Raw genomic sequence first — 17,000 nt, forward strand, 5'->3', positions numbered from 1 at the left:
GCCCTCAGTACCCCCAGCACGGCGGTCCGCTCGTGAGGCTGCCAGCGTTCGTGAATCAACGCTCCCGGACGCTGGCAGCCCTCCACCCGTCACGCGGCGTCGAACCCCTCGCCGTCCGACTCGTGGTGCTCCTGCTCCTCACGGCCCAGCCGCCGCGCATACTCCCGCCGGTACTCCACCCTGTCAGCGTGCAACGCCGCCAGACTCGCCGAGTATCTCCGTGACCGAGTCGCCACCGGACCCCGATAGCCGAACTGGTGTGCCCACCGCCGCAGCCTCCAGTCCGCCGGTTCCGGCATGCCGCCCATTCGCCAGGCCGTCCCGACGAGCGCCCGCAGATACATTGGGAGCCCGAGAAGCCGAATCTCGCCCCGTCCGCCGATCGGACGGTCCAGCCCAGGCGCCGTGGACTTCGTGACGTACTTGGCCAGATACGAGGCCAGCCGCCGTTCCTCGGCATCGCCGGCCCCGGCCGGGATCGGGTGCGCGTCGAGTTGCTCACCGAACCGCAGCGTCCATTCACCAACCCCGGAGACGTCGACGTCGAGCGCGATTCGCCGTGCTGCACCCGTGACGGCTAATGCCAGCAGCTCGGACGTCAGCCACTCCGGGGGTAAGGCGTCCGGATCACGTCCGGAGTCCGCACCCACGATCGCGTGCAGATGGACCGCGCCCCGCGCTTGCATCTCCGCCACCCGCGTGGACTCCACCTTGACTGCCGCCCGCACCGCCGACGCCGGAAGACCGGTCAGCCGTCCCAGTTCCCGCCCGACCTGAACGCTCCACCGCGTCCACAGCGCACCCGCGTGCGCGTTCCACACGACCAGTCCCGGCCAGTCGTAGCAACCCGCGCAGAGCGGCGCACCGAGCGCCGGGTCGCCCTCCGGGTGCCGCAGACCGCACCGCGCCGGTTCACCGTGACTGCAGACCGGCCAGCTCCGGCGAGGACGACACGCACGCGGCCGTCCACTCGCGTCGACCCGCTGAGTGTGCACGGGACCAAAGGACGGAGCAGTCAGCGTCAGGAACACCCGAGGGTGCGTCCGCACCGACGCCGGCCGACCCTTGCCGCCGGCCATTCCGGCGTACACCAGTCACCACGTATCCCCGCGCCACCGCCGGGCGCACGGAGGACACACGCTCGCGTGCCGCGACCCGCACGCCGCCAGCAGACCGCCGACCGGTCGAGCGCTCGTCTCGTACTCGCTCACCAGTTCGCCGGTCGCTGCCGAGTACGACCGCACTGTTCCAGCCAGCCGGATCGGCCGCGCGCAGCCCCCGACCGCAGACACCTGGTCCATCAGGTCCGGCAGACCACCGGACCGGCCCCAGGCGACGATGGACGAGAGGACGTCCCACGACAACCCACCCGCCGCTAGTTCCGCGGCCCAGTCCCTTACCTCACCGTCGTTCATCTCCTACCCGCGTCCCTTCCGCGCAGCGCGCGACCAGCCACCCGGACCGGCCAGCGCCGGAATCGGAGGATTGATGAAACGTTCCTTACAGTTCTCTCAAGGGCGCCCTACGGCCGCCGTGGCTGTCCCGCCGCCGCACCCTCGGCCCGGCCAGCGGCGCGCACCGCTTCGCCTTTGCCGCCGAGAAGCCCATCAACCTTGCAGGCATTCGATATGCTCTGAGCAACCGTCAGTCAGCTTCTGGCCAGCACCAGAGGGAGCGACAGGCTGCCGGAGCCCACCGAAGAGTCGTGCCCGCTTTATACGGGTTGAGGGAACCGATCCGGTTCGCCCCCGGCTAGGCACTGCAGGATCGCAGTATTGGTAGTAACTGAGTTCGGATGCTGGACCGGCTCAGCTTGGTCAGTCGAAATTGGACTGGTCTAGCTGAGCTCCGTGTGCCCGGCTCGATCAGTCCGAGAGCAAGAAGGGCTCCGGACCGGTGGATCGAATAGCTGTAATAGCGCAGACGTGCGTTCCCATTATCGCTGCGCTCGGCTCTGGGCTAGCGGCTCTTGGACTCCGCCACGTCCTCATCAGATGGATCGAGTGTCGTCGGGATCTACGCATTGCGGAAATGGTCTTCAAGGGCGCCACGCCTGCTCAGCGGAAGGCGCTTCTTCCAGGCTTCGCTGATCTCGTAGAGAACGATCGTGGTGGCAGTCCGAGCCGTTCGATTAATCGGGCGGCGCGTGCGAAGCGGCGACGCAGACGCAGCCCGGACGATTAGTCGAGACTGCAAAGGGCATTATCTACAGCAGATCGGCTGTACTGGCGGCACCGTCGCAACGCGGACTGTCGTGGCACCACTTCGACGTGACGAGGTGTCAGGGGTGGCCGCGTAGGTCGGCTGACCGGTCGCCAGGCACCTCATGGGACCGGGTGTCTGGGGCTCCGAAGGCCGGTCAAGCCGGTCACAACGCCAACACGGCAAGCTCGTAGCCGAAGTGCTACGAGCTTGCCGTGTTGGCGTTGCGCTGCGCCTTGACAGTCCTTCTCCGCCCCAACCATCGGCGCCCATGAGGCCCGGCGACGAGTAGGCGTCGCGCGAGGAGTACCCCGCCGGACTCAGGCAGCGTCGTCTAGGCAGGTCGCCAACCACGTGTCGACGTCGTCACGCCGATAGCGTAGATAGCGCAGATAGCGCAGATAGCGCAGATACTTTCCGACCCGCGCAGCACGCAGACCGTACTTGATCGACCGCCACTTGTATACCGTTGCTTTCGGGACTCGCAATTCCGCCGCGCGATCCTCGACCGTGAGCCATTCCGTATTTGCCTTGATACTTACCTCCCGCTGAAGTCGGATGCCGAATCGGCGATCACGACCAGGCCGCGACCACCACACAAAAGCGAAGAAAGGTGTGTGAGCACGCGACCAGCGCGGAAGCAACAATGCTATTCAGTGTCGGGGGATCGTCAACCCCGAGCGGCGATCAATGCCGCAACGGAAGAAGCACGGACGCCGACCGGTGAAGGTTCACTGTCCCAGGTCCGAGCTCAATCCGACCACCGCGATTAGGGCGTTACGCTGTTGACGGGGCGCCAGCCGCCGCCGTAGGAGCCAGCGCTTCGAGCACCGCAGCCGCATCCGTGTCCGCCACGTTCCGGCCGTAGTAGTTGTCCTGCGTCATCGACACCTTCGCGTGCCCGAGCTGATCAGCCGCCGCCCGCGCACCGAGGCCCGTACGGTCCATCAGCGTCGCCACCGTCTTGCGGAAGACGTGCGACGGCACCCAGTCGAAGCCCACGTCATTCAACGCGTCCCGCAGATCCGCCGCCGTGTTCGACGGATCGCGGAGCCCGCCCATGACCGCCGGGAACGCCACGTCATTCCCAGCCGCGTCCGTTGCGTCGCGCAGCCGGCCTTTTAGCATCGCGACTGCCCAACCAGGCAGAACCAGCGCGTCCGGTACCCGGCCTCTGACTTCGGCTCAGGCATGATCATCAGCCCCTTGCCCTTGGGAGCGGCTACCCCCTGGATACCGAGTTCTCCGGGGGGTAAGTAGGAGGTACAACCAGGGGGCAAGGTCGTCCGGGGATCTACACCCCTCTGACCTGCTAGCGGGTGGGCCGCCTGGGGATCGAACCCAGAACCCGCGGATTAGGTCGTCCGCTGAATTCATGGTTCGTCATTGTTGGGCGTTGATGGCCTCTAGCTGCACCGATACTCTATCCACATTGTTGTGTTAAGTCGCTGTCGGGAACGATTTGGCATCGTAAGATGTCACTAAAGTGTCCGCCGATTCCGGGGTGTGGTCATGGGGCGGCCGTCGTTAGAGGTCGGGACGCACGGGAAGTTCCGCTGGTATCGGGTCGAGGGCGGCTGGCAGGCCCGGACGCTGTACCGGGATTACGACGGGCGGACCCGGTCGGTGGCGCGGAAGGGTAAGACGAAGGGCGCCGCAGAGCAGGCCCTTGGCAAGGCTCTACGGGACCGTGGTCGGTTCGTCGCTTCGGACGAGGAGCTGACCGCCGAGACGAAGGTGTCCGTGCTCGCTGAGCGCTGGTACGCCGTGGTGGAGAAGAGCGACAAGGCGCTGAACACCAAGCGCGCCTACCGCGATCGGCTCGACATCCAGGTGATTCCCGGGCTGGGTGGGCTGGCGATCCGTGAACTCGGCCGGCTCTCGACCATCGACCGGTTCCTGACCACGATCGAGTCCAAGCACGGGGCATCGACGGCGAAGATGTGCCGCTCCGTGTTGTCGGGGATGTGCGGGTTCGCGGCCCGACACGATGCGATTGATCGCAACCCGGTGCGGGACGCTGCAGCGATCTCGACCAAGCCGGAGCGGTTGCCTCGGGCGCTAACGGTTGCCGAGGGGCGGCAGCTTCGGGCGTGGTTGACCTACGACGACAAGGCGATTCGGCGGGACCTGCTGGACGTCATCGACATCCTGTTAGCGACCGGCCTGCGGATCGGCGAGGCGTCGGCGATCGTGTGGGACGCGGTGGACCTGACGGCCGGCACGATCGAGGTCCGCGGGACGGTGATCCGGGTCAAGGGGCAAGGGCTGGTGATCCAGCCGAAGCCGAAGACCAAGGCTGGGTACCGGACGCTGACGTTGCCGAGCTGGGCGCTGGAGATGCTCAAGCGCCGGTACCGGGATGCAGATGATCCGACTGGTCAGAGGCCGGTGTTCACGGCACCGAAGGGTGGGCTAAGGGATCCGTCGAACACGCAGGCAGACCTGCGGCAGGCGTTTGATGATGCGGGGTTCGACTGGCTAACGTCGCACCTCGTTGGGCGGAAGACCGTGGCGACCGAGATGGACAAGGCTGGGCTGTCGGCGCGAGCCGCAGCCGATCAGCTAGGACAGCAGAACCCGAGCATGACCCAGGACCGCTATATGGGCGGGTAAGGGCGCTGCATTGCGTCGGCGGACTCCCAAAGCGGAAAAGTTACAAGCGAGACGGCTTCCTGCCCGGTCGGTCGATCTGGACGGTGCTAACGAGGGCTGCCGATGGGGCTAGCGACCTTCCTCCCCTACGGTTACCAACGCTAGGACGGCATCTTCCTTGCACTCACGGGCATAGGTGCCGCGCTAGAGGTCGAGGCCCTCTAGGTAGCGCCTCACCTCGTCATCGTTGCGGCGACCTTCTTCTTGATACTGCTCGCCCACGTCCCGGAGCGCCGATGCGGTCCGAGGATGCGTGGCTTGCACAGCGCTTGCCCACGATTCGTACTTGGCGGCCAAGTCGTATTCCTGCTGGCCACCTTCAGTCAAACCTCGCGAGGTGACGCCCCGCCGGTTGAAGAGGCCGATACTGAAACCGCGCTCCAGGCGGTCGCTCGGAGCTGATTCGAGAACGTCGCGGACTGGAAGAGCGGGAAAGGTCCCATCTGGATCCTCTGGCGCATGCGCCAAGACTTCGCCGATTTGGAGTTCTCCGACCTCAACGCGATCAGCGTCAGCAAGCAGTCGTCGAGCCTCCTCGATCCATCCACTGAGGAAGTCGCCGTCCACAATCCCGTCTTCGCGCCTGCCGGGGACAATCCTCCAATTGCTAAGAAGCCGATACGCGTTCGACGCGAGTGTCCGATCGGCGTCCCGTGGTTCACGGTCTGCATCATCGTTACGGCCTCTGAAGACGAGTTTTACCATCTCCACAAAGGTTGCTGGACTCCGAGCAAGGAGGCGCTCAAGCGCCAACGTTCGAGAGTCGTCGCGTAGCAGGGAAAGATATCTCCATTCCAACAGCGCAATTCTTTCGTCTTCCATACCCCTTTCCTTTAGGTATTCTAGGAGCTGCGAGATCTCGTAGTCAGAGACGCGCGCAGATTCTGGTTCATCGATTGAAGCGAACTTTTCCAAGGCATCGACGATCAGATCGACATCAACGTCATCGCGGTTTGCCACATACATGCTCAGCGCATGAAGAGCCATCGCAACTCGACCGTGCTCTATCAACCGACGCGAGACCTCATTGACCAACGGAAAATCCGACCCTCGCCCATAAGGTACGAATTCCGACCAGTAAACCGAGTCGACTTCAGGTCCATACTCCGTCAGCTCACGCCATGCCCCTTCAACGTCATCGCTCAATTGAAGGAGCCGAGCTTGAAGAACCGGATGATCCGCGAATCGCTCGACCCACCCACGAATTCGGTCGAGATCACCACTAAGGCGAGCCCGAGCGTATCCCTCAGCGAACTGCGCCTGTGATCGATCCGGACTCTCAAGAAGACTGAGCGCGAGAGTATCGTTGGCATCATTGACGTGTGCTAGCGAGAACCCCACTGCCCAGGGCAGTTCCACGGTTCCTGCCAATGCAACGACTGCATCCCAGCCTTCTGCGTCGTAAACCTCCCGGATGGCCTGCCGGCGGGCAGCCTCCAGCGAGGCTTCATACGCCTCTGGGTTATTCGAAAGAGAAACTCCTATGCTCGGTCGCCAATCGTCGAACAGCCACCGATGAACGTCGCTCGGCCGGTCGGGCTTCACCTGCTCCCGGAAGTTAGCAAGAGCAGCGAGTTCATGGTCATCCAAGGGCCCTCCCGCCCCTGGATGCTCTCGGTACCGCCGTACGAGACGATCGATCTCTGCCCAAAGAGCCAGTCTGACATCGTTATCCAGGCTCGCAGGATCCAGAGTCTGGAGGTTGTCCAGAGCCGCCTGCCGGGCCTCTGGCGGCATACGGCCCAGCTTCGGCAGGACAGAAACCCAACGACTCGGCTGATCCATCGCAAGGCTAAACACCCGATCACAAACCGACCTGACCATTTCAACAAATTCCGCGCGAGGGACGCTCGGCTCGCTTGGGCCGCCCCATGCGCGAAACTCAGGGCGATGGCTTTGAAGGGCGATTCCCGAATGATCAGGAATCAACTCAAGCAACAGATCCCAAGCGACGTCGGTATGACGCCGGGCGAGGGCGTCAAGCGTCTGTACGCGTGTTGCTAGCGGGGCTGAGGTCTGTGGATACCAGGGCCTAAAAATCGCTTCGAGACTGGCCGAAGGGCGATTACTGAGCCTCCCCCCCGGGTCGATTTCCGCGAGCTGAGCCAGCACCTCCGCGGCATAGCCCATGTACTGCTCAGACCATGCAAGGCCCTCTAGAGCCCAAAGGAATCCAGTGTGCGGACTTCCCGAATTCCAATGCTCATCGCCGTCCTGGAAGAGCTTTCCCGCAAGTGGATCGGCGCCCGTGGCGCTCTGCGACAAAGCGCGCAAAAAGTGATCGGGCGCAGCCTCGGCCAACAGCGGCAGGACATCCTCCATGGACGTCCATAGCTGGGCCGAGTCGTCCTTAACTGCACGCTCAAACAGGTTCCACGCGACACGCTCAGTCCATTGGCGAGCGCTTCTGCCGGAGGACAGCCATAGCTCATCCCCGTAGGCTCCTAGCAGCGCCAACGAACGGCCAAGTCCCTTCCGGAGATCACTGGAGTGAATTCGACTTTTGCCGTGTATGTTCGCGAGCCAACGATCCTCGGCCGGGAGTTCCAGACGAGGATCGACCGCACCCAAGACTGTCTGCACCGCGCGCTCAAGCGCGTGGAGGTCGCGGTCCGAGATGAACTGCCGAGCCACCCGCCACGAATCTTCCGGCGATGCAACGGCCCAGGTGGCCCCAACCTTCGTGAAGAGAGGATCGGGTTGCCGGACTGCGGCCGTCAGGCTCTCTTCAAAGTCATCTCCGTCAGTCTCCGTGAGAGTTTGCATCGTCTCGGCATCGCCGCTGCGCGTCCCACTCCACGCTCCAGCGAGCCAAGCACGGCGGATCGGCCGGCGCGCAAGGTCGGTGCTCCACGCCTTGGGGTCGCGTGATTGAGTAGAAACCCTTCGCAACGCGACCAGACTCTTGTTCCCCGCTCTCATGTAGCGGTCAAGATCGGTGTCAGGTACTCCTGCATCTTTCAGGGCCGAGCGAAGAACCAGGTGATCCAGCGACGGAAGATCGACGTCGACGTCCCCATCACCATCGGTGATCACGAATACGACATGGTGATTTCCGATTAGATGGGCGTCTCTTTGGAGGTGTTCCTCATACGGCAGGAGAATTAGCAGGCTTGACGTGCGTTCCAATCGCCTGAACGTGAGGCCATCATGAACGAGGAGCGACTTCGCCAGCATCTGCTCGGAATTTTCCGGCCCCATCATCATCATTGAGCACGCCGCGAACGCGAGCCCGTCGTCGACGCTAGCTGCGCGGATGAAGGTTTGTCCGACCTCGTCGGCCAGCCTACGTGTGAGCGCTGCAGCTTGGTCCTCACGTCCCGCAAGCACGACCGAGCTGGTCAGTTTCGGCCTGAAGCCCTGCGAGAACCGATCCCACCAGTCCTCGATCGAGGTTGCACCGAGCGGATCCATGCCGAGCAACTCGGAAACCCAGATCTGAACCGCCGGGGAGACCTCCAGAGCTTGCTCAAGGTCGTCGGCGTCGAGTACCCGGACGTCGCGCCACACCTGCTCATCGCGCCGCCGCTGCTCCCAGTCCTTCTTCTTATCCCAGCGCCTGGGGGTAACAAATACAAAGGTCGTGGTGGCCCTGTCGATGCCGCTCGGGTTGTCCGTCCGCGCGCGGTAGTCGCTCTGGGCCTTTTTCTCAGGGTCGCCGCCGACGCCCATCTCCCACACGCTCAACCCGTCCGGTACGAACGGAGTTGATCGTGTGGCTTCAACGAACCCGTCGTAACCGGGCAGCCCGACGCCCTCCCCGCCGCGCATCTCGACGCGCTGAACCTGATCATTCTCAGCCCGCACGAGCCGGCGCACGAGGATGGGGAGGTCAGCTTGCGCGGATCGCGTATCAGCCCAGCGCTCAAGCTCACTGGCGCCCGCCAAGTGGGGCAGGCCGCCGCTCGGCGCCATATGTTCCGTCCCCCTTGTCGCCAGTTGTCTCATCTTAGTTCGCTGCGCCGAGGTCCGACGGTAGGTACGAGATCCTCGATCGGCGGATTGCCAAGAAGCCTGGTCGGGGTGTCCTCTGGTCCACCCAGCCTTCAGCCGAGCCGGGCGGCCCCGAGCCAACACCTCGACGTGCCGGGCCGGTGCGGATCGACACCGCCGCCGGTTTTCGGTCGGTTTGAACTGGCGCCCGGGCGGCGGGCTTCTTTCAGAGGAGCCCGCCACGTCGGCGCTCGGTCGTCACTAATCCGAGGTCGGGACCTGCCAGCGGTCGTCGAGCACTTCGTCGCGCTGTCGGGCTAGCCACGCCTGGACCTCGCTGTCTCGCCAGCGGAGGTGGCGTCCTACGCGGAAGGCGGCTGGACCGTCACCGGTCTTCCGCCATTTGTAGATCGTCGCTACTGGGACATCGAGGAATTGGGAAAGGGTATCGATGTTCCAGAGCGGTTCCCGTTCTGGCATTACGGAATCACCTCCCTCCGGTCGTGAAGAGGTGGTCCGTTGACGGTAACTCGCGAGAATCGCCAAGCATAGAACTATCAAGAAGACAGGCAAAGATAGGGCAAGACAGGGAAAGATCGACAATGCAGGTCGCTGAATTCGGGGCCATCTCAACGGCGAAGTCGGGCCCGATACCGTCGGCCCCGGGTTCCGGCCGTCGTCTGTAGGCTCTCAGCCGTCGCTGACGGTTGAGCGAAAGGCGAGCGCCGGTGGCCCGTACCTGGTTGTCGATCCGGGTGGAGCTGGTCTCCGGCCGCGGCGTCGAGCCGTGGCCGCGGCCCGGCCGGATCTTCGCAGCAGCCAGGTCGCACACCTTTGAGCAGCTCGCTGATGCGATCGACACCGCGTTCGCCCGCTGGGACCTGGCCCACATGCACACGTTCACCCTCGCCGACAGCACCGAGATCACCACGCTCGATCTCTGGGACGGCGACGAACCCGAGGGCAGCCTGGACAGCGCCACGACGAAGGTGAGCCGGCTCACACCCGGCGAGCAGTTCGCCTATCTGTTCGACTTCGGCGACGACTGGGCGCACCTATGCACCGTCGACACCACGAAGATCGACCCGCTCGACCAGATCGGAGCCGTGCCGCCCGTCCCGATGCCGTACTTCGGCTGGGGAGACCTCCCCGATCAGTACGGGCGACGCTGGGACGAGGACGACGGCGGATCCGAGCCGCCGAAGCGACCTGCACGACCGCTGGCCGCGCTACCGCCGCTCCTGCCCTGGTGGGGTCCACGCCAGCGCGGCAAGTAGTCCCGTGCGCCGCTCCGGCGATGCGAGCGGATTTGCTTCTGGCCGTTGAGTGTCCAACCGGCAAGCCCCTGCGCGCTGCTCCCACCGCCGCGTGTTCCCAGCACACGCCGAACCCGGTATAGACCGCGAACGCGACGGAGATACCCGCTGCGTGTGCCTGCTTTTGCCGACGTGGCATGCCGCGCAACGTTCGAGTTTGCCGATTCCGGCACGTGGGCGGCCGCGACTTCGGCGTCAGCCGATCGCCAGCTATGCCACACCCGATCCGGCAGACACCGCGCCGGACTCCATGTCGCCGGACCGCCCAGCCCCGGCCCGCCCTCGCGGAACCCACCGGCTCCGAAATCGGCGAGCCAACCGGGCATCGCCGGTGCCGTGACCGCAGATGACTCGACCGCATCGCCTAGTGCCGCCGCGGTCCCGCCCGCCCACATTCGTCGTGAACCTGCGGGCACAGGCGTCCGCGATCCCCACGACGGCTGATTCCGCCAACGACACGGACCTCCACCCAAATACGACATTCAATAATCACCAACCCCCATTAAATAGATCCCTCGAATTCCAAGGCAACCCCGAGAAGTAACCGCCATCCCCATTAACTCAGCCGATAGAACGAGACACCTCTTGCTCTATTCGACACCCCCACCCACTATGGATTCGGCGGCCGTGAAGCTACGGCCGAGCGAGTAACGGAAATCGAACTCGCAATATTTGTCGACGGTGCGCAATAGGGGTGGTGATCTGTCGATGGTGATGACTATTCACAAGCTGACCGCCGGAGACGGGTACACCTACCTCACCCGCCACGTCGCGGGCGGCGACGTCGACCAGCAGCGCGGGCAATCCGCCGCGGAGTACTACACCGCCGAGGGCAACCCACCGGGCCGCTGGATCGGCCACGGAGCACCGCTACTCGGGCTGACCGGGCAGCCGGTGACCGAAGCCCAGATGCGCGCCCTGTTCGGTCTCGGGATGCACCCTGACGCCGACCGGATCACCGCCGCGTACCTTGCCACGCATCTCCAACCCGGGATGAGCGAGGCACAGGTCTCCCGGGTAGGAGAGCGCGCTCGGCGTGCCGCGACGCTCGGTCGCCCGTTCCCGGAGTTTGCCGCGCTGACGCCCTACGACGAACGCGTCCGCGACCGGTTAGCCGCCCTGCACGCCGAGACCGGCCGCGCGCCCACCAGCGCCGAGGTTTCCGGGATCCGGGCCAAGGAGGCATGCAGGCAGCGTGCCGCGGTTGCCGGATACGACCTGGTGTTCGCACCGGTGAAATCGGCGGCACTGCTCTGGGCGCTCGACGACCGCGCCTGGGTCCGCGACGCCGTCCGAGCAGCACACGAGCAAGCCCGAGACTCAGCCCTGGAACTGCTGGAAGAACACGCGGCGTTCACCCGGGTCGGCGCCGGCAGCGTCGCGCAGATCGACACGCACGGCCTGGTGGCTGTCGCATTCGATCACTACGACTCCCGCGACGGCGACCCGAACCTGCACACCCACGTCGCGATCGCGAACAAGGTCTGCGGCGTCGACGGGGCCTGGCGATCCCTCGACGCTCGCGCCCTCTACCGGATGACCGTCGCGGTCTCCGAGCACTACAACACGATCTTCCAAGCTGCCCTCACTCAACGGCTCGGCGTCACCTGGTCGGCTCGCACCCCGCCCGGCGGCAAAGAACCCGTCCACGAGATCGCGGGTGTCCCGGCCGAGTTCGTCGAGCACTTCTCCCGCCGCCGCGCCGCCATCGAAGCCCGGTACGCCCAGCTGCTCGCCGGATACCGGGCTGCCCACGGGCACGACCCGCCGGCAGGTGCGGCATACAAACTGGCTCGGCAAGCCAACCTCGAGACCCGGCAGGGCAAGAAGCCGCCCCGGTCGCTGACCGGCATGCGCGACCAGTGGCGGCACGAGCTGGCTGAGGTCTTTGGCACCGAGGGCGTGCGGCGGCTCGCCGCCGCAGTTCCTGACCGGCCGCCGGTGGCTGAGGCCGACGCCCCGTCCGATCCGGTTGCGGTTCGGGACGCGACCGAACCGCTGGTGGAGGACCTGACCCGACGGGTCGTCGCCGCGGTCGGTGAGCAGCGGTCGACGTGGACGGTGTGGAATCTCCGCGCTGAGACTGAGCGACTGCTGCGCGTCGACCGCCTGGCCGTCGGCCCTGATCAGGTCCGCGAACTGGCGGACGCTGTCGTCAAGTTGGCTGTGTCCCCGGCGTATTCCGTGCTGGTGGAGGCCCCAGCCGTCAGCGACGAGCCAGCCGACCTGCGCCGGGCAGACGGGGAGTCGGTGTTCACCGAGCACGCCGCCGCCCGCTACACCAGCACCGCGGTTCTCGACGCCGAAGAACGCCTCGTCACCGCCGCCCACGCCCTCACCGACCGCGCCGTCGCGCCTAGCCTCGTCGCCGCCGCGCTCGCCGCCTTCGAGACCCGAGCGCTGCACCCGTTGGACGACGGGCAGCGGGCACTGGTGACCGCGTTCGCCACGGACCCCCGCCTTCTGGCCGTCGGCATCGGCGCGGCCGGAACCGGGAAGACCACCGCCACCCGCGCCTACCTCCACGTCCTGCACACCGCCGGGCGCCGCCTGGTGCCGCTGGCGACGTCCGCTGCCTCGGCCGCCGTGCTCGCGGGCGAGCTCGGCATTCCGGGGGAGAACATTCACAAGTTCCTCTACGAGCACACCTACGGCCCGCACGCTGCCCGGCTCGCCGCAGGCGCCCCGGTTCCGGCCAGCCATGCCGTCTTCGCCATCGCGCCGGGCGACGTCGTGCTCGTCGACGAGGCCGGGATGGCCGGCACCGGCAATCTCGACCGGCTCATCGCCCTCGCCACCGCTCACGGCGCGACGGTCCGGCTGCTCGGGGACTACCGGCAACTCGCAGCCGTCGAATCCGGCGGAGCACTCCGGCTGATCGCCGCCGACGCCGGAGCCGTCGAACTCGACACCCTGCACCGCTTCGCAGACGCCGCCGAAGCCACCGCCACCCTCGGCCTCCGCACCGGCGACACCAACGCCCTCGACTACTACACCGACCGTGGCCGCATCACCGGCGGCTCCCGCAGCGCCATGACCGAAGCCGCCTACGCCGCCTGGCACACCGACATGACCGCCGGACGCGTGAGCCTCATGATCGCCGCCACCAACCGCGATGTCACCGCGTTGGCCGCCCGTGCCCGCGCCGACCGGGTCAGCGCCGGCCACGTCGAACGCGACGGCGCCCAACTCGCGGATGGCAACCGCGCGGGCGTTGGAGACTGGATCGTCACCCGCCGCAACCAGCGGCGTCTCTCCACCCACCGGGGCCGGGACTTCGTCCGCAACGGCGACGCGTGGACCGTCACCGAAAGTCACGCCGACGGGTCACTGACCGTTGGTCATCACGGCCATCACGGCGTCCTCCGGTTACCCGCCGCCTACGTCGCCGAACACGTCCAGCTTCTCTACGCCACCACCGCGCACCGCGCCCAAGGCTCCACCGTCGACACCGCCCACGTCCTCGCCGACGACTCCCTCGCCCTCGAACACCTCTACGTCGCCGCGACCCGGGCCCGCCACCGCACCCATCTCTACGTCACCACACACGTACTGCTCCCCTTCGACGAAGATGACCGCGTCGACCGTGCTGTCACCGACCCCGACGCGCGGGCCGCTCGCGAGGTACTCGACACCATCCTCGGAAGGGAAAATGCCGAGCTATCCGCCACTGAGACGATCCGCCGCAACCATGACACGGCCGAATCGCTCGCCGTCCTCGCTCCTCGCCTCGCGTACGCGGAGCGCGCCGCCGACGACGGCGGCCATGTACGCGAATACATGGCCCAGCTGCGCCGACAGATCGCGGGCCGCATCGCATCCCTCGTCGACGACGCACTCCATTCCCGGCCCGCGTGGACCACTGTGCTCGGCGAAGCCCCGATGGCCAGCGCCGACCGCCTACAGTGGCGAAATCAGCTCGCCGTAGTCGCCGCATACCGCGATCGGCACCGTGTCCTAGACGACGACCCTGCCCACCCGCTCGGGCCCTATGCCCGCTCCGAGCAGCCGCATCACCGCGCCTACTGGGAAGCGGCCCATGCCCTGGTTCGCGCCCGCCAACTCGCCGAACGCCACCAAAGTCTCCGGCCGCGAGGCCCCGCCGACGCCGAGGAGACGCATCAGCTCGCTGTCGACGTCTACAACGCGCTGCCCGACCAGCAGCGCCTGGAGATCGCCACCGGCATGGTCGCTCGCCTCGGAAATCTCTGGCATGGCCACCTGAATGCTCTCGACGAAGGCGTCACGCAGCCCGCCTACGCCGCCCACCTTCGACGCACGCTTACTGACGCCGGACACCTCGAACGGCCCAGCCGTCAGAATCGAACCGCCAGAGGACAAGGACGCCGCCAGAGCTCGCACGAACCGGAGCGCCGTCCGGCCGTGCGTCGGCAGTCCACCGAGCGGGAGACGCGTCGCGCCCCGACGCCGCTGGTCGAACCACCTCGCCACCAGCCGCAGCCCGGTTCCGGCCCACGCCCTCGCCTGTAGGCCGCAAGAGCGCTCAGCGCACGAGCGTTACCGCCGATCAACTTCAGCATCGCCGTTAGCGGGTGCTCTCGGCCTCGATCGGGAGCGGCAGGATCAGCGCATCGAAATGAGGAGAGTCCGGGAAGGGCTGGAGCTTGCCGACCTTCCGCCAGCCCCAGCGGAAGTACGCCGTGCGGGCGGGCACGTTGTCCTCGCGGACGAGGATCGTTGCGCGCTCTTCGGCGCGTCCGCGGAGAAGTTCGTCGTGGAGCGCGTGCGCGATGTGCCGGCCTTGCCACTCCGGGAGCACCATCAACTCGTTGAAAGCGAACGTGCGGCTCCCGGTCTCGGTCGTGAACCCCTCCGGCAGATCATCGCCCGTCAGGCCCGTCCACCATCGCGAGGTCGCCGGGAGGGCGTAGCCGAAGGCTTGGCCGATCGGTCGGCCCTCGGCGTAGGCGATGACGATCTCGAATCCCGGGGAGCGCAGATAGCCCCGGATGCGCTCGGCGGCGCGTTCTTCGCTGTAGAAGGCTTTGTCGCTGACGTCGGCGTGGGTCTCGACGTAGATCCTGACGAGAAGGTCGTCGAGTAGCGCGGTGGCGGCGTCACCGTCGTGTCGGGTAAAGGTGATCGCGGTGGATTCGATCATGGGCCTTCCGAAGGTCGCGCGAGCAGGTCCTGGGCTTCGATCAGGCCGGGATGCCGGTCGGCGCCAGCGGGCGCGAGGGAGAGTGCCGTGAGCGCGGTCCGGTGCAGGATGCCATCGTGGCGGCGTTCTGCGGGTAGGGCTGTGAGCACGGTGACCAGGTGACGGGTGCCTTCCTGGAGGTCACCGGATCGGATCAGGCTGCCCGCCCGGTACAGCTCGACCTGGCCTCGCCCCTGATAGTTCGCAGCGGGGTAGCTGGCCAAGGCAGCTTCGTGCGCGCGATTCGCGCGGTCGACGTCGCCGCTGAAGGTGTGAACGAAGCCGGCCCACGTGGTGATAGCGCTGGATCGACCATCCCCACTGCGAGGAACGGTCGTCACGGACGTCGTCCGGCAGTTGCTCGAACAGGACTTCAAGTTGGCGGAGCGCGGCTTCGGCGGCCTGCTGGTGGCCCAGATGGGCGAGGGCCTGCGCTTTCGCGGCGTACCCGGAGACGACCCCGGCATGGGGGCGGCCGCCACCGATTCGGATGGCCTCCTCTGCGACTCCGAGCACGGAGGACGGCGGCCGTCCCTCGTAGAGCCCGTAGACAGCCTGGCGACCGCGCACGAGCGAGGACAGCGGGGCGTCTCCGGTGCGGTCGGCGAGTCGCGCGGTAGTCCGCCACCAGCGGCGCGCGCTTGGGACGTCGCCCGCTCCGGTGAAGGCGATCGCGGCCAGCGCTGACAGCCTCGCGGTGATGTGGCGGAGCTGCACGGCAGCGGTGCCGGTGGCCGTCTCGATCAGAGGGGCGAGTTCCTCGATGTCGCTCAACAGGTTGGGGAGGACGCGCTGACCAGGTTGGAATCCGACCTCGTGGGCGTAGTCGAACGCCACTCGCTCCCAGCCGTCGCGATCGAGATCCGTGACGTCATCCCCGGCGGCGGTCGCAACCACTGCACGGATGGCTTCCACCCGGGAGGCGAACACCGCCGGTGCGGTCGCGCTCAGCAGTCCCAGCAGCTCGCGGCGCTTCATCGCGTCGTCGTCGCGGTGCTCGGCTCCTGCGAGTCCGTCGGGCGGGTAGCCATAGTCCAAGCATGCGCCAGTGCCAGTCGCAACGGCACCCGCCTGGTTGCCTGCCGCAGGCTCTTGACGTTCCAGTGCGCCGGACCCGCGGACGATGAAGAAGCCCAGGTCCGCATCGGCTTCGGCCGTCAAGACCGCCCGGAAGGCCCGCCGGTAGAGATCATTGGGCCAGCGGTGTTCGCCGCGTTCGAGCTTGCCGATGTAGTTGGCGTCGAGGCCGACTTCGCGGCCGATCTCACCGAAGATGAACTCGTTCGCCTGGTCGGCGAGTTCCTGCCGAGACATCGGGCGGCCGGATCCGGTCGGTGAGCACCGCCGCAGGCGTGCCTGGCGCAGCCGATCGTTGGGTGCCTGCCCGCGCTGTCGCACGGCAATCACCTCTCGATCGGTTGCCGGGTTCGAGACCCACCGCTCACCGTGCTGCGGCTGCGTGTCGCGTCAGATGCTAGCCGCGTAGAGCCCGGAATCGAGGCCGCACGCGCAGCTCCCGGGCCTCGGGTCACTCGTCGTCAATGCCGATCTTGAGCCCGTCGATAAACGACTGCCACTGTCGCCGGGTCAGCACGAGTACCGGTCCGTCCGGGTTCTTCGAATCACGAACGCCCACCACGTCTGAGCCGGCGACTACCCATTCGACGCAGTTGTCGTAGCCGCTGCTGTAGCTGGACTTCCGCCAGCCCTCGAACACCATGTCCATCATTGGT

The 17,000-nt window shown here is 66.3% G+C and carries 10 protein-coding genes and 1 pseudogene; 3 read left to right on the forward strand and 8 right to left on the reverse strand.

Features of this window, described 5'->3' with window-relative positions; translation table 11 throughout:
* Positions 1-89: 89 nt before the first annotated feature.
* From ACGFY5_RS42300 to ACGFY5_RS42310, 3 genes and pseudogenes are all read right to left on the reverse strand, one after another.
* Positions 90-1,415: pseudogene (locus tag ACGFY5_RS42300) on the reverse strand (replication initiator).
* Between the two features lie 1,107 nt (positions 1,416-2,522).
* A complete protein-coding gene (locus tag ACGFY5_RS42305; RefSeq protein ID WP_392730408.1) occupies positions 2,523-2,801 on the reverse strand; it encodes a helix-turn-helix domain-containing protein in 279 nt (92 codons plus the stop codon).
* 178 nt (positions 2,802-2,979) lie between these two features.
* Positions 2,980-3,330 carry a tyrosine-type recombinase/integrase gene (locus ACGFY5_RS42310; RefSeq protein ID WP_392730296.1) on the reverse strand — a complete coding sequence of 117 codons (351 nt, stop codon included), beginning with the start codon at positions 3,328-3,330 and terminating at the stop codon, positions 2,980-2,982.
* A 384-nt stretch (positions 3,331-3,714) separates the two neighbouring features.
* On the opposite strand from ACGFY5_RS42310, the gene xerC reads away from it, so the two are divergent.
* Entirely contained in the window at positions 3,715-4,818 is a 1,104-nt protein-coding gene (gene xerC / locus ACGFY5_RS42315; protein ID WP_392730298.1) for a tyrosine recombinase XerC, read from the forward strand.
* A 183-nt stretch (positions 4,819-5,001) separates the two neighbouring features.
* Here xerC and ACGFY5_RS42320 read toward each other — a convergent pair whose 3' ends face one another.
* Together ACGFY5_RS42320 and ACGFY5_RS42325 are read right to left on the reverse strand one after the other, a co-directional pair.
* Positions 5,002-8,745, reverse strand: coding sequence for a hypothetical protein (locus ACGFY5_RS42320; protein ID WP_392730300.1), 3,744 nt, complete (start codon positions 8,743-8,745; stop codon positions 5,002-5,004).
* A gap of 306 nt (positions 8,746-9,051) precedes the next feature.
* The gene (locus ACGFY5_RS42325) at positions 9,052-9,270 is read right to left on the reverse strand and encodes a helix-turn-helix transcriptional regulator (RefSeq protein WP_392730301.1); all 219 of its coding nucleotides are present in this window, start codon (positions 9,268-9,270) and stop codon (positions 9,052-9,054) included.
* Between the two features lie 248 nt (positions 9,271-9,518).
* Between ACGFY5_RS42325 and ACGFY5_RS42330 the strand changes: the two genes are divergently transcribed.
* Both ACGFY5_RS42330 and mobF read left to right on the forward strand, forming a co-directional pair.
* Positions 9,519-10,067: a hypothetical protein gene (locus ACGFY5_RS42330; protein ID WP_392730304.1), complete on the forward strand. Its 549-nt coding sequence runs from the start codon at positions 9,519-9,521 to the stop codon at positions 10,065-10,067.
* 747 nt (positions 10,068-10,814) lie between these two features.
* Entirely contained in the window at positions 10,815-14,597 is a 3,783-nt protein-coding gene (gene mobF, locus ACGFY5_RS42335) for a MobF family relaxase (RefSeq protein ID WP_392730307.1), read from the forward strand.
* Between the two features lie 55 nt (positions 14,598-14,652).
* On the opposite strand, the gene ACGFY5_RS42340 is transcribed toward mobF, so the two are convergent.
* From ACGFY5_RS42340 to ACGFY5_RS42350, 3 genes are all read right to left on the reverse strand, one after another.
* A complete protein-coding gene (locus ACGFY5_RS42340; protein WP_392730310.1) occupies positions 14,653-15,228 on the reverse strand; it encodes a GNAT family N-acetyltransferase in 576 nt (191 codons plus the stop codon).
* A gap of 180 nt (positions 15,229-15,408) precedes the next feature.
* On the reverse strand, positions 15,409-16,665 hold the full coding sequence (locus ACGFY5_RS42345) for a multiprotein-bridging factor 1 family protein (RefSeq protein WP_392730313.1): 1,257 nt from the start codon (positions 16,663-16,665) through the stop codon (positions 15,409-15,411).
* 130 nt (positions 16,666-16,795) lie between these two features.
* A complete protein-coding gene (locus ACGFY5_RS42350; RefSeq protein WP_392730315.1) occupies positions 16,796-16,996 on the reverse strand; it encodes a DUF397 domain-containing protein in 201 nt (66 codons plus the stop codon).
* Positions 16,997-17,000: the final 4 nt, after the last annotated feature.

It is taken from the genome of Cryptosporangium sp. NPDC048952 (genome assembly GCF_043197895.1).
In the GTDB taxonomy this organism is placed as follows: Bacteria; Actinomycetota; Actinomycetes; order Mycobacteriales; family Cryptosporangiaceae; genus Cryptosporangium.

Bases quoted from the DNA above. Each gene is read 5' to 3' on its own strand.
- ACGFY5_RS42350 (WP_392730315.1), bottom strand. From the start codon at position 16,996: ATGATGGACATGGTGTTCGAGGGCTGGCGGAAGTCCAGCTACAGCAGC.
- ACGFY5_RS42310 (WP_392730296.1), bottom strand. From the start codon at position 3,330: ATGCTAAAAGGCCGGCTGCGCGACGCAACGGACGCGGCTGGGAATGAC.
- mobF (WP_392730307.1), top strand. From the start codon at position 10,815: ATGGTGATGACTATTCACAAGCTGACCGCCGGAGACGGGTACACCTAC.
- ACGFY5_RS42340 (WP_392730310.1), bottom strand. From the start codon at position 15,228: ATGATCGAATCCACCGCGATCACCTTTACCCGACACGACGGTGACGCC.
- xerC (WP_392730298.1), top strand. From the start codon at position 3,715: ATGGGGCGGCCGTCGTTAGAGGTCGGGACGCACGGGAAGTTCCGCTGG.
- ACGFY5_RS42325 (WP_392730301.1), bottom strand. From the start codon at position 9,270: ATGCCAGAACGGGAACCGCTCTGGAACATCGATACCCTTTCCCAATTC.